This window comes from Streptomyces sp. NPDC005281 (assembly GCF_040607495.1).
Taxonomy (GTDB): Bacteria; Actinomycetota; Actinomycetes; order Streptomycetales; family Streptomycetaceae; genus Streptomyces.
In genome coordinates this window covers 15,719-27,117 of record NZ_JBEXGX010000056.1, presented here as the reverse complement: position 1 = coordinate 27,117, position 11,399 = coordinate 15,719, and the positions used below count along the sequence as shown (strand labels likewise).

The window sequence follows — 11,399 nt, the reverse complement described above, 5'->3', positions numbered from 1 at the left end:
AACGTCCTCTGGGCCCTCCTCCGCGATGGACGAACGTATGAAGCCACGCCACCCACTGCACGCGCGGCTTGACAGACCACATTAGGAATCACTGATTCGATATGCGACCGGCTCGAGCCGTTGAGGCCGGCGGATCCGGTCCGTGGGCGGCGTTGGGTCGACCAGCGCCGCACGCTTGAGGCCATAGCGTGGAAGTACCGCACCAACTCGCCCTGGCGGGACCTCCCCGACTGTCGTCGGTCGGGCCATCAAACCGTAGTTGGACGTAGTCCATGACGAACTGCACCGAGTGAAGTTTGGCCGCATGGCGCCCTTGTACCGGGCATCGTCGGCTGCTGCCATGAGTGCTGGGGACAAAGGCGCACTGGGGGGGCGGAGCCGATGTCAGACCTCACGGTCAATCCGTGGAAGCGGCACGGCAAGGACAGGCTCTACGTGAACCTGCCGGACGGCACGCCCGTCGCGTGGGCGGACCGGGATTCCAAGGTCATCACCGTCAAGGTTGCTGAGCATCGGCACGAAGCTGTCGCCCTACTCCGTCAACACCTCGGCGATCCGGTGACAGTGCGCACCGACCGCCCGGCCGCATCGCATCCTCGTCGACCTCGGCCGGCCGAGCCGCCTCAGCAGTCGCCACCCCCGGCGAAGCCCCCGGCGTGATCGACGCCCTTTGTCGCTGCCCGAACTCACCGTTGCCGATGACCTGGAGAAGAACCTTCCCGGTGCAGCACTCCTCAGCGACATGGCCGTCCGCGGCCCCTCGGTTGTCGCGCGGGCCTGGTCCAAGCTGCTGAAGCGCCCCTCGGGCTGAAAAACCTGGCTCGATGGCCTCGAAGAGGAAAAGAGGGTGGTCCGTGAGCTGAAGCGTCTCACCGTTCATGGCTGGCGAGTTCTGCACGGCATCCCCAAGGGCAACGCATCGAGGTCGCCATGGCCGCGTGGTTCATCCTGCCGAACCTGTTCCTGCGCGTACTCGACCAGGCGTTGCGGCTGGGGCAGCCGTTCGGGATCACCGTCTCCAGCCTCTCCCTGCTGATCCGCGTCGGTGTGCTGTGTGGCTGTGGCATACGCTCGTCGCTCCCGAGGGACCCGGCCGCCCGCACTTCAGCGTTCCCCGCCGGCTGTCCTCGGTGAAGGAAGGCACCCTGAACGGATGACCACGCTCCATCCCGTGCCGGCGGAAGACCTGGCTTCCCGGCTGGTCGGAACCGTCCGTCAGATTCGGGACGGCTCACCGGGAACCTTCGATCGGGTGCCGGACACGTACAGAGCATGGAACTGAACGACGTTGGTCCCGCCGAACCGGTCGGAGGGACAGCCGACCGAGAGCTGTGGGCGAGGGCCGTCGACGGTGACCGGGAGGCGTTCGGCCGGATCTTCGACCGTCATGGAAAGGCCGTCTACAACTATCTGTTCCGACGGACGGCCGATTGGGCGGAGGCCGAAGACCTCACTTCGTCCGTGTTCCTCCATGCCTGGCGTCGGCGATCGGAGACGGTGCTGGACCGCGACTCGGCTCTGCCGTGGCTGCTGGGCATCGCCGATGGCCTGATGTCGAACACCAGGCGGCGGCTGAGACGGGCCGAGGCCTTGTTTCGCCGGCTCGTTTCTCATGACGAGCCGGTGGGCGACCACGCGGACCGCGTCGTCGTCCTGGTCGACGACGAGCGTCGCATGTCGGAGATACACAGGGCTCTGGCCCGGCTGCCGCGCCATGAACGCGAGGTCATCGAGCTCTGCGTGTGGTCGGGTCTCGACCAGCAGGCGGCCGCGGCCGTGCTGAAGGTGGCGGTCGGGACCGTGAAGTCCAGACTGCACCGGGCGCGGCGGAGGCTGGGGGCCGATCTCGTCGGCGGAGACACGGTTCGGACGTCGTTCGGTTCGAGGAAACCCGTCAACGCGAAGGAGGTCGCACGATGAATGACACGCAGGGCATTCCTGCGGCTCCTTCCGATCGTGATCTGCCGAACCACCGGCGGACCCGAGAGGAACTGCTGATGAAGATCGGTCCAGAGAACGACGGTGCTTCGCTGCGACGCAGCTGGGGCGTACCGCTGAGTGTCGCAGCCGGTGTCACGGCGGTGAGCGTCGCGGCCGTGGTCGTCCTCGGCGGGACCGGGGACGCCAGGCCGCGTGTCGCCGACCGGGCGCTCAGCGGGGGAAGCCCGACGGGCGCCGCGTCACCGACTCCGAGCACGACACGCGGTTCCACCTCGGGCGGAGTCGGCTCGGCGCCGACTTCGAACCACGAGACCTCCGACCCGGACGCTTTCACCATCACCAAGAGCACGACGACCCCGATCCAAGCCGGGACCGTCGCAAAGGTCCTTTCCTCCTGTCTGGGGGCTGAGGCGTCGCGGTACCACGCCGTGGTCGCGGTCCGTACTCCTGCGTCCTCACGGGACTGGGACGGCGTCGTCGTCGCCGTCAACTCCTCGGGCCAGTACGTGCAGTGCGCGGCGAAGGGCGACAAGGGAAGCAGCCCGGACTCCCCGCCCACCTTCATCAACGACCGCCTGTGGGGCACCGGTCGCGTGATCGAGTATTTCGATTCCGGCCGGGAGCCCGCCGGCAAGGGGCAGTACCTCATGGTGGGTGCCGGGCACTACACATCCGACGTCGCCAAGATCACCGTCAGCTACGGCGGCAAACCGAAGCAGTATCCGGCACTCATGGCGGGCGGCGCGTTCGTCTACGCGGCGGTCCTCTCCCCGGACACGCCTCCTGGCCCGCACTATGCCGGCCCGAGCCCCTACATCCATGCCTACGACGCGTCGGGCAAGGAGCTATACAACCAGGCGAAGGACCCGAAGTTCACCAGCACGCAGTAGGCCGCCCGGTCGAGTCGCCCACTGCTGCCCCGCCTGTGTACCGCGGCGGCACCGATCACGACGGCCGCGTGCTTGCCCTCGAACCCGGGCAGCGATGAGCTCGAACGGTTGCCTTCGGCGCTACACGGGAGGAGTGGGCGAATCGTCCAGGTGACGCGTGTGCGCAGGAAGCGCCCCGTCGTCGCTGCACAGTGCTCGTTGGTGTCACGGATGGACGTCGAGGCCCCGGACCATGATCGGTCCGGGGCCTTTTCCCTTGCGCCCGGCAGGACTTGAACCTGCGACACCCGCTTCAGGACGGAGGAGGGTCATCGCGGGCCGCGGGCTGGCTCGGCACCAGGTCTGAAGTGACCACCGTGCGCGGCTGCGCTCTTCAGGCACTGCTCGGAGGCAGGGGCCCGGTGAGGTAGTGCTGGACGACGGGGGCGACGCAGGCGACAAGGTGGTCGAGGTCGACGCGTGCGAGGGGGGCGACGCCGAGGATGTGGCGACCGATGACGAGGCCGACGAGGTGGCTGACGACGAGGGTGATGCGCAGGTCGGGCTGGTCCCGGCCGGAGGCGGCGACCAAGGGGCCGACGATCTCGTCGGACAGGAAGCTGCCGAAGGCGTCGGCCGCGTCCTGGTCGGAGAAGACGGAGCGGACCATGGCGGCCAGGGGACGTCGGGTGACGGGGTCCCGCCAGAGGTGCAGGAAGAGGCGGACCAGCCGCTCGCCGAGGTCGGCGGGGTCGTGGCGGATGAGGCCGGAGACCTGGTCGCGCAGGTGGAGGGGCAGACGCAGGGTGGCCGCGAACAGGTCCCGCTTGCTGCCGAAGTAGTGCAGAACCAGTGCCGGGTTGACGTCTGCCTCCGCTGCGACGGCGCGCACAGTGGTGGACGCGTAGGTGCCGGAGGCGAAGAGACGGCGGGCCGATTCCAGGATCCGGTCGCGGGTCGCGGTGTCTCCGGCCCGGCTGCCGGGTGGGCGACCACGACGCCGGGGGGCCGCGGGGATTGGGTCGTTCACCTGGAGAGCGTAACTTAATTAAACGCTCGTTGTATTTACCGGATCGTCGCTCCTACAGTGAGCCGCGCCTCGTCCGAACCGGGATGAGGCGCTTCGGCTGTGCTCCGTGCGGGCGCTTGCGGCGAAGGCGGGTGGGGCCCTGTGTGGGCGATGATTCTCAAGGAGTTTCTGGAGCTGCGGCGGGACCGCCGCACGATGGCGATGATCATTGTGTTGCCGTTGCTGCTGCTGGTGGTGTTCGGCTACGCGGCCAACTTCAGCGTCACCGACGTACCAACTCGCGTCTACGGCCCTCGCGCACAGCAGGTCGCCACGCAGTTGCACGCCCCTTTCGATGTGAAGGAGGTCGACCCGGCCGGCACCGAGCAGCAGGCAGTCGACGCGTTGCGGGCACAGGATGCTGGGGCGGTCGTGCTGACGACGACGTCGGCGGCTTCGTCCAAGGTCCTGATCGACGGCTCCAACCTGTTCGCCGCGCAGGCGGCCGCGTCGGCGGCGAAGGCGTCGGGCGGGGTGCTGGTGCCGCAGGTGTTGTTCAATCCGGAGCTGAAGACGTCGTGGATGATGGTTCCGGCGCTTGTCGGGATGATCATGGCGTTCATCGGCACGATCATCACCGCGATCGGGCTGGTACGTGAACGGCAGGCGGGCACCCTGGAGCAGCTGGCGGTGATGCCGTTCAAGGCGAGCGATGTCATCGTCGGGAAGATCGCCCCGTACTTCGTACTGGCCGCGTTCGACATGATCCTGGTGACGGTGCTGGGCTGCCTGGTCTTCGGTGTTCCCTTCGCCGGGAACGTCGCGGTTTTCGCGCTGGGTGCCGCGCTGTTCCTGTTCACCGTCCTGGGCATCGGGGTGCTGATCTCCTCGGTGTCCCAGAACCAGGGCCAGGCAATGCAGTTGGCCCTGCTCACGCTCCTGCCGCAGATCCTGCTCTCCGGCATGATCTTCCCGCTGTCGGCGATGGCCCCCGGGGTGCGGTGGATCGGCTACCTCTTCCCCCTGACCTATTTCATCAAGATCTCCAACGGCGTCATGCTCCGCGACGCTCCCTTGGACTCTCTCGCCCTGCCACTGGGCGTGCTGGCCGGTATGGCGGTGCTGGTGTTCACCTTTGCCGTCCTCCGGTTCCGCCGAGACTTGGCCCCCGCCGCCCCCAAGGCCGTCCGCAAGACCGTCGCCGCCGGGAGCGCCCGATGACCTCCACTCCCGGTCACGACCGTCCCGGCGAGCCTGGCGGCCAGGTGAAGGATCTCGGTTGGGGCGCCTTCGAGGTGACCGTCGCCTTCGGTGCCACCACTGCCCTGGAGGGCATCACCCTGCCCGCGCACCCGGGCCAGGTGGCGGCCGTCGTCGGCGGGGACGGAGCCGGCAAGACCACCCTCCTGCGCAGCCTCGTCGGCCGCGTCCGTCCGAAGGCCGGAACCGTCCAGGCTCCGGCTCCCACCGACTGCGGGTTCATGCCCACCGGCGCCTCCGGCGTCTGGCAGGACCTGACCGTGGACGAGAACATCGCCTTCGTCGCCGCCGCTCACCACCTCACCGGCACCGACCTCGACCAGCGCCGCGCCCACCTCCTGGCCGCCGCCGGACTCGACCGCGCCCGCGACCGCCTCGCGGGCGCGCTCTCGGGAGGCATGCGGCAGAAACTCGCGTTCTGCCTCGCCATCCTTCACCAGCCCCGACTGCTCGTCCTGGACGAACCCAGCACAGGTGTCGACCCGGTCAGCCGCGTCGACCTGTGGCGGCTGATCTCCCGCGCCGCCGCAGACGGTGCCGCGGTCGTCATGGCCACCACCTACCTCGACGAGGCCGAACGCGCCTCGACCTGCCTCGTCCTCGACCGTGGACGTGCGCTGGCTTCCGGAACCCCCGCCGACGTCCTCCAGCGCACCCCCGGCACCATCACCACCGGCACTGCCCCCGCCGGGCCGCGCGAACTGTCCTGGCGTCGCGGCCGGCAGACCCGTTCCTGGCACCCCGGGCCGCCACGAGACGGCGAACAGCCCCTCACCGCCGACATGGAGGACGCCGTCATCGCCTTCACCCTCGCCGACCAGCAGCGGGAGCCCCGCACATGACGACCGACACCGCTCTCCTGCGTGCCGACCGCATCACCAAGCGGTACGGCAACTTCACCGCCGTCGACACCGTCTCCCTGGACGTCGCGCCCGGCGAGATCGTGGGCCTCCTCGGTGCCAATGGCGCCGGCAAGACCACCGTCATCAAGATGCTCCTCGGCCTGACCCTCCCCACCGAGGGCATCGCCACCGCCTTCGGACGCCTGCCCGACCGCACCACCCCCGGCCGCCTCGGCTACGTTCCCCAGGGTCTGGGCCTGTGGCAGACCCTCACCGTCGCCGAGAACATCTCCTTCGCCTCCGCCGCCTTCCAGGCCGAGCCACCCGCACTCGAAGGCGCCCTCGCCGCCGCCGAACACCGTCTCGTCTCCGAGATCGGGCTGGGCCTGCAACGCCAACTCGCCTTCACCATCGCCCTCGCGCACCACCCCGAACTCCTCGTCCTGGACGAACCCACCTCCGGCGTCGACCCCCTCGCCCGCGCCCGCCTCTGGGACGCCGTCCACGACCAGGCCGACCGGGGCACCGGTGTCCTGGTCACCACCCACTACATGCAGGAGGCCCAGCAGTGCGACCGGCTCGTCCTGATGTCCCGCGGCCGCGCCGTCGCCGCCGGCACCGAAGCGGACATCATCGGCACCACCACCGCCTGTGAAGTCGACACCCCCGACTGGGCCGCCGCCTTCGCCGCCCTCGACGACGTTGGACTCCCGGTCACTCTCAACGGCCGCCGCGTCCGCCTCGCCGACACTGCGCCCGAAAAGATCACCCAGGCACTTCAGACCGTCGGCATCACCGCCGACGTCCGGCAAGTCCCCGCCACACTCGAGGAGAAGATGACAGTCATCGACCGCGTCAACGCCCCCGCCTGACAGCCGCCGCGACCGCTCCAGCCGCTATCGACCCCTTGTCCGGCGTCAGATGACTGCCGTCGACGCAGCACGGCCGCCACAGGAACTGGAGGCAAAGGCCCCGGGCCCAGATCGGCCCGGGGTCTTTGCCCACGCGCCCTGGGCGGGATGCGAACCTGCGAGATCCGCTCCAGGAGTTCGAACTGTGCAAGGTCCGTCCCCGGAGTCCCGCGGTGGCGGAGTCCACGACCGGTCGTGCGAGTGCGTCGCCGTCCAGCGTCGTTGATGCCAGCTGGGGATGTCAGCGCGGGCTGCCCCGCGCATTCGCGCGGTTGCTACTTCAGCACTACGGCGTCTCCGACAGATACGACTCGAGCGGTCGTTGTCGTACCGGGGAAGTACCAGCGCCAGCTGCCTGCCGACGTAGCGGTGACCTTGGTGCTGAGGTTGCCGGCTTCGCCGGTCTTCACTGTCTTGACCGTGCTGTAGTGAGCGGTTCCGGCCTTCCTGTACTGGAGCTTCACGTCCTGTCCCGTGAAACCGTGGTACTTCCGGTCCTCCCAGTTGGCCCGGGACAGTTTGCCGGTGATGGTGAGTGCGGCTCCCTTGCCCACAGGTTCAGGCGTTGCGTTCGTGGTGAGCTGGGACGCGCGCTTCATCTTGAACTCTGCGATGTCGTCGGCGATCCAGTAGTCACCGTCGTTGGCCTTGACGGTGGCGTTGGCCTCCCAGACGCCCGCGGTGTGGTTCACATCCTCGGGCACGCTGTCCGGGAGCCATGCCGGGTCTATCACCATGGTGGCCGTGCATACCGACGTGGTGGAAGTCTTCTTCACGCACCGGGTGTCGACCCAGTCGCTGTATCCCCAGCCGTTCGTCCTGTTGAAGACATCGACGTGCGACAGGCCCTTCACGCCGGAGTTGTCCCGGATGGTGATGGCGATCGGATAGGTGACACGCTTCGTCGTGCCGATGATGACGTTGTTCCCGCTGTTCACGACCGTGGCGGTGACGCGGATGTCACCCCGGCCCTCAGCGTGAGCCCCGGTCGCGGCCAACAGCGTGAACGCCGACGTACCAGCCGCCAGGATCCAGGCGGTTCTGGCCGTTCTACCTCGCATGTTCCCTCCCCTGAATTGTGGAGAGGAGAGCCTACACAGATGATCGACAAGCTTTGGACAGGAAGCCCCGGTTGAGCTCCTGCGGACCTGATCGCTGCACGGTGCTGTGGAGGAGTTTCGGCGCTACGGCTTTGATGCGGATGGTTCACATCAGCTGCTCCATCGCGGGAATCTGGCGGCTCCGTCACCGCCATGGCTGGTCCTGGCAGAGTTCGGCCCGTCGCGCGCTCGAGCGCGACGAGCACGCGGTCGAGCTGTGGAAGAAGCAGAGCAGAGCCGATCTGGACCCATCCGCAGGACCTGGACGTGGCCCTTCTGCTCACAGCCCACGGGTTCGACGTACCAGGGTCGGTTCGATGGGGCCACCCCGTGGATACGTTCCCACTATGCTACGAGGGACTGGGCTTTCCGCTGGCCTCCGCGGAAGAGGGGCGTGACGCCGAACACCTGCGAGGCGTCCTGCCTCCGCTGTCCTCCGGGGCTCGCGGCCTCTACGCGCTCGACAAGGACCTCACCCGACCTCCGCGACGACGGCCGCAAGGCCTGCTGAGGTACCTCGGGAACCGCAGTGTTCTGCGAGGACCACTTGGTGGGCGTCGTGATTCGCGACGACCGGTCCTACGGCAACCGCCGCCTGCGGGTACTGCCGGCGCATTGCTTCGTCCGGGACGAGAGCTTCGAGGCACTACTGCGGCGGTACGGCGACGCTCCACCCCGCCTGACCGAGATTGGCGCCGTCCTCCCGACTACCCAACCCCCGACGGAACGCAGCCCGGCCGAGCAAGGGCCGAACGACTCTTGTGGTCGGTGCTCGGTGGCCGGATCAGCTACGCGGCACATGCCCGCGCCCTCGTAGGGCGGCTCGGGTACGCCGTCCCCGACAGTCATGAACCGATCGTGCCCGACCTTGCAGCACTCTTTGCGGCTCATCCCCGCGCCCTGCCCTCCCTGAGCAGCACCCTGGCCCCGGCTCTCCGGCGAGGACGAGCACACGCGCCTGACGGACGTTCCCACCCGCGCCCGTGCCGGCGGACTGTGCGTACTCCTGCCGCTCGACGGGTGCGAGCATCTACTGGAGCTCCTCCGCAGCATCTGCAAGGAGCAGCCCACCCTGATACCCAGCGCCGCCCACGAGGCCCTGCGCTTGGTGGTTCGGCTTGTGCGCATCACGCCGATCCGGCCTACAGCTCTCACCCAACCGGACGATCAGAACAAACAAAGTTCGTTACATCGGGCCCTACGGTGGCTTGCACATCGATCGAAGCCTTTCCCGGAGAGAGCTGAAGCCCCCTTATGTCTTCCATACATCCCCTCTGGCTCGCCGGCCGACCGGCCGAAGGCGACGACACCTTCGACGTGACCTCGCCATGGGACGGCCGCCCAGTCGGCAGGGTCTCTGTGCCGACAGGCTCACAGATCGAAGAGGCCGTCGCCGCCGCCCACGCCGTGCGCGATGAGTTCGCCGCCACGCCCGCGCACGTCCGCGCCGCAGCACTGGACCACGTGGCCAGGCGCCTGACCGAGCGGACCGAGGAGATAGCGCAGCTCATCTCCGCCGAGAACGGCAAGCCGATCAAGTGGGCCCGGGGTGAGGTGGGCCGCGCCGTCTCTGTCTTTCGCTTCGCCGGCGAGGAGGCCCGGCGCTTCAATGGCGGCGATGCCCAGCGCCTCGACACCGACGCAGGCGGTGAAGGCCGTCTGGCGCTGACCCGCCGCTTCCCCAAGGGCGTCATTCTGGGCATCACGCCCTTCAACTTCCCGCTGAACCAGTGCGCCCACAAGGTCGCCCCGGCCATTGCCGCGGGCGCGCCGATCATCCTCAAACCTGCACCCAACACTCCGCTCTCCGGACTGGTTCTGGGCGAGCTGCTGGCTGAAACCGAACTCCCTGCCGGATCTTGGTCGATCCTGCCAGTGGCCAACGAGCGCATGCCCGCACTGGTTCAAGACGATCGCATTCCGGTTATCTCCTTCACCGGTTCGGAGAAGGTCGGCTACGCGATCATGGACTCGGTCCCGCGGAAGCACTGCACCCTGGAGCTGGGCGGCAACGGCGCGGCGGTGGTACTGGGCGACTACAGCACCGACGACGAACTGGACTGGGCCGCGACTCGCATTGCGACCTTCTCCAACTACCAGGGCGGCCAGTCCTGCATCTCCGTGCAGCGCGTGATCGCCGACGCCGCCGTCTATGACCGACTGTTGCCACGCATCGTGGCCGCCGTCGAGGCCCAGGTCACCGGCGACCCTTCCGACGCCGCTACGGACGTCGGTCCGCTTGTCAGTGAAAGCGCCGCCAAGCGCGTGGAAATGTGGGTGAACGAGGCAGTCGCGGCCGGCGCCGAACTCGTCACCGGCGGTGGACGCGAAGGCGCGTCCTACGCGCCAACGGTTCTCACCGACGTGCCGGGGGACACCACCCTCGCATGCGAGGAGATCTTTGGTCCCGTCATGACCGTGACGAAGGTGAACGGCGAGGCTGAGGCGTTCGCCGCGGTCAACGACTCCAAGTATGGCCTCCACGCAGGCGTGTTCACCGGCAACCTCCAGGCCGCGTTTCGTGCTCACCGCGCGCTCGAGGTCGGCGGAGTGATCATCGGCGACGTGCCGTCATACCGCGCCGACCAGATGCCCTACGGCGGCGCCAAGCAGTCGGGCGTAGGACGCGAAGGCGTCAAGTTCGCAATGGAGGACTACACCTACGAACGCGTCCTGGTCCTGACCGGCCTCAAGCTCTAACTGTTGTGTTCCGGCTGGTGTCCAGGACTGCGCGGAGGACGTCAGTCACCTGCGGTCCTTTCCGCTTCAAAGCAGCGCGCACACATCCATCCGGTCCCAGATGGGTACCTCAGGGAGCACCTCCCGTCTCATCTTGAGTGGGGCCTGAAGCGCCCGGTGATCCGAGAGGACCACCGGGCGGATACGGCCGTGGATCGCCGGGGCCGCTACTCGGTTGCATCCCTTCATCCAGTCCTGCTCATCCTCGTCCGACGACGTCGGGGCCTCTCGGGCTCACCGGATTCAATGCCGGCGCTCGCCCATGTCTCGAGGGCTCGACTACGCGTATGAACAGCGGTGGCTCGCGCGCGGCTCCGTTGTGTCCAGCATGACGACGACGTTAGGACGGCTGGGCCGTGCTCAGCGGCAGCGGCTGCGCCTGGCGCCGGGCTGGTTCGTCGCGCGATTCATGTGCGAGAAACCCGAGGGCGTGTCCGCAAAGTCATTGTCCGCGCGGGGGACGACCTCGGGAGCGTTTCAGTGTGCGCGCTCAGAGCCTCGGCGTCAGGCCTCCCTTGGCATACACCGGGTTCCCCGGCTCTTCACCAGGTGCCGAGAAGGGAGGGCTCAGCCTGTCCGTGAAGCCGTGACCTCGGTGCCGGGGGTGAGACGTTGCCGGGTGGGCGGCAATTCGAGGACACGCTCTGGCCCCAATTACCCCTTGCGCCGTGGCGAATCAGGAGTAGATCGATTCGTCACCGCCGGGCAGATCCCTCTGGCTTCAGCGA

13 protein-coding genes are annotated in these 11,399 nt (G+C 68.0%); 11 read left to right on the top strand and 2 right to left on the bottom strand.

Features of this window, described 5'->3' with window-relative positions:
• The first annotated feature begins 87 nt into the window (after positions 1 to 87).
• The 6 genes from ABZV42_RS40015 to ABZV42_RS39990 all read left to right on the top strand — a co-directional run bounded on the left by ABZV42_RS40015 (position 88) and on the right by ABZV42_RS39990 (position 2,831).
• Positions 88 to 276, top strand: a complete 189-nt coding sequence (locus ABZV42_RS40015) for a transposase (RefSeq protein WP_355990370.1) — start codon at positions 88 to 90, stop codon at positions 274 to 276.
• A 105-nt stretch (positions 277 to 381) separates the two neighbouring features.
• Positions 382 to 660, top strand: coding sequence for a hypothetical protein (locus ABZV42_RS40010; protein ID WP_356057123.1), 279 nt, complete (start codon positions 382 to 384; stop codon positions 658 to 660).
• Positions 661 to 670: 10 nt separating this feature from the next.
• Positions 671 to 811 (top strand): hypothetical protein, encoded by a 141-nt coding sequence (locus ABZV42_RS40005; protein WP_356057121.1) that lies wholly within the window; start codon positions 671 to 673, stop codon positions 809 to 811.
• Between the two features lie 119 nt (positions 812 to 930).
• Positions 931 to 1,134, top strand: a complete 204-nt coding sequence (locus tag ABZV42_RS40000) for a hypothetical protein (RefSeq protein ID WP_356057120.1) — start codon at positions 931 to 933, stop codon at positions 1,132 to 1,134.
• 138 nt (positions 1,135 to 1,272) lie between these two features.
• Positions 1,273 to 1,920 carry a sigma-70 family RNA polymerase sigma factor gene (locus ABZV42_RS39995; protein WP_355990363.1) on the top strand — a complete coding sequence of 216 codons (648 nt, stop codon included), beginning with the start codon at positions 1,273 to 1,275 and terminating at the stop codon, positions 1,918 to 1,920.
• Between the two features lie 77 nt (positions 1,921 to 1,997).
• Positions 1,998 to 2,831, top strand: a complete 834-nt coding sequence (locus ABZV42_RS39990; protein ID WP_356057117.1) for a hypothetical protein — start codon at positions 1,998 to 2,000, stop codon at positions 2,829 to 2,831.
• A gap of 373 nt (positions 2,832 to 3,204) precedes the next feature.
• On the opposite strand, the gene ABZV42_RS39985 is transcribed toward ABZV42_RS39990, so the two are convergent.
• Positions 3,205 to 3,840, bottom strand: coding sequence for a TetR family transcriptional regulator (locus tag ABZV42_RS39985; RefSeq protein ID WP_356057114.1), 636 nt, complete (start codon positions 3,838 to 3,840; stop codon positions 3,205 to 3,207).
• A 150-nt stretch (positions 3,841 to 3,990) separates the two neighbouring features.
• Between ABZV42_RS39985 and ABZV42_RS39980 the strand changes: the two genes are divergently transcribed.
• From ABZV42_RS39980 to ABZV42_RS39970, 3 genes are read left to right on the top strand one after another with little or no spacing between them, the layout of a single operon-like run.
• Entirely contained in the window at positions 3,991 to 5,040 is a 1,050-nt protein-coding gene (locus ABZV42_RS39980; protein WP_356057112.1) for an ABC transporter permease, read from the top strand.
• A complete protein-coding gene (locus ABZV42_RS39975) occupies positions 5,037 to 5,921 on the top strand; it encodes an ABC transporter ATP-binding protein (protein WP_356057109.1) in 885 nt (294 codons plus the stop codon). Before ABZV42_RS39980 ends, ABZV42_RS39975 begins: the two co-directional genes overlap by 4 nt.
• Positions 5,918 to 6,793 carry an ABC transporter ATP-binding protein gene (locus tag ABZV42_RS39970; RefSeq protein ID WP_356057108.1) on the top strand — a complete coding sequence of 292 codons (876 nt, stop codon included), beginning with the start codon at positions 5,918 to 5,920 and terminating at the stop codon, positions 6,791 to 6,793. The genes ABZV42_RS39975 and ABZV42_RS39970 overlap by 4 nt, the downstream gene beginning before the upstream one ends.
• Before the next feature lie 314 nt (positions 6,794 to 7,107).
• Here the strand turns inward: ABZV42_RS39970 and ABZV42_RS39965 are convergent, their stop codons facing one another.
• Complete coding sequence (locus ABZV42_RS39965; RefSeq protein ID WP_355990355.1) at positions 7,108 to 7,893, bottom strand: hypothetical protein; 786 nt, start codon at positions 7,891 to 7,893, stop codon at positions 7,108 to 7,110.
• 134 nt (positions 7,894 to 8,027) lie between these two features.
• Between ABZV42_RS39965 and ABZV42_RS39960 the strand changes: the two genes are divergently transcribed.
• Both ABZV42_RS39960 and ABZV42_RS39955 read left to right on the top strand, forming a co-directional pair.
• Positions 8,028 to 8,330, top strand: coding sequence for a winged helix-turn-helix domain-containing protein (locus tag ABZV42_RS39960; protein ID WP_356057106.1), 303 nt, complete (start codon positions 8,028 to 8,030; stop codon positions 8,328 to 8,330).
• An 856-nt stretch (positions 8,331 to 9,186) separates the two neighbouring features.
• Positions 9,187 to 10,632 (top strand): aldehyde dehydrogenase family protein, encoded by a 1,446-nt coding sequence (locus tag ABZV42_RS39955; protein ID WP_356057104.1) that lies wholly within the window; start codon positions 9,187 to 9,189, stop codon positions 10,630 to 10,632.
• The last annotated feature ends 767 nt before the right edge of the window (positions 10,633 to 11,399 follow it).

What these genes read in the sequence shown, in the direction of transcription:
- ABZV42_RS39990 (WP_356057117.1), top strand. Translation starts at nt 1,998, where the DNA reads ATGAAGATCGGTCCAGAGAACGACGGTGCTTCGCTGCGACGCAGCTGG.
- ABZV42_RS39980 (WP_356057112.1), top strand. Translation starts at nt 3,991, where the DNA reads ATGATTCTCAAGGAGTTTCTGGAGCTGCGGCGGGACCGCCGCACGATG.
- ABZV42_RS39995 (WP_355990363.1), top strand. Translation starts at nt 1,273, where the DNA reads ATGGAACTGAACGACGTTGGTCCCGCCGAACCGGTCGGAGGGACAGCC.
- ABZV42_RS39970 (WP_356057108.1), top strand. Translation starts at nt 5,918, where the DNA reads ATGACGACCGACACCGCTCTCCTGCGTGCCGACCGCATCACCAAGCGG.
- ABZV42_RS40000 (WP_356057120.1), top strand. Translation starts at nt 931, where the DNA reads ATGGCCGCGTGGTTCATCCTGCCGAACCTGTTCCTGCGCGTACTCGAC.
- ABZV42_RS39975 (WP_356057109.1), top strand. Translation starts at nt 5,037, where the DNA reads ATGACCTCCACTCCCGGTCACGACCGTCCCGGCGAGCCTGGCGGCCAG.
- ABZV42_RS40010 (WP_356057123.1), top strand. Translation starts at nt 382, where the DNA reads ATGTCAGACCTCACGGTCAATCCGTGGAAGCGGCACGGCAAGGACAGG.
- ABZV42_RS39965 (WP_355990355.1), bottom strand. Translation starts at nt 7,893, where the DNA reads ATGCGAGGTAGAACGGCCAGAACCGCCTGGATCCTGGCGGCTGGTACG.
- ABZV42_RS39960 (WP_356057106.1), top strand. Translation starts at nt 8,028, where the DNA reads ATGCGGATGGTTCACATCAGCTGCTCCATCGCGGGAATCTGGCGGCTC.
- ABZV42_RS39955 (WP_356057104.1), top strand. Translation starts at nt 9,187, where the DNA reads ATGTCTTCCATACATCCCCTCTGGCTCGCCGGCCGACCGGCCGAAGGC.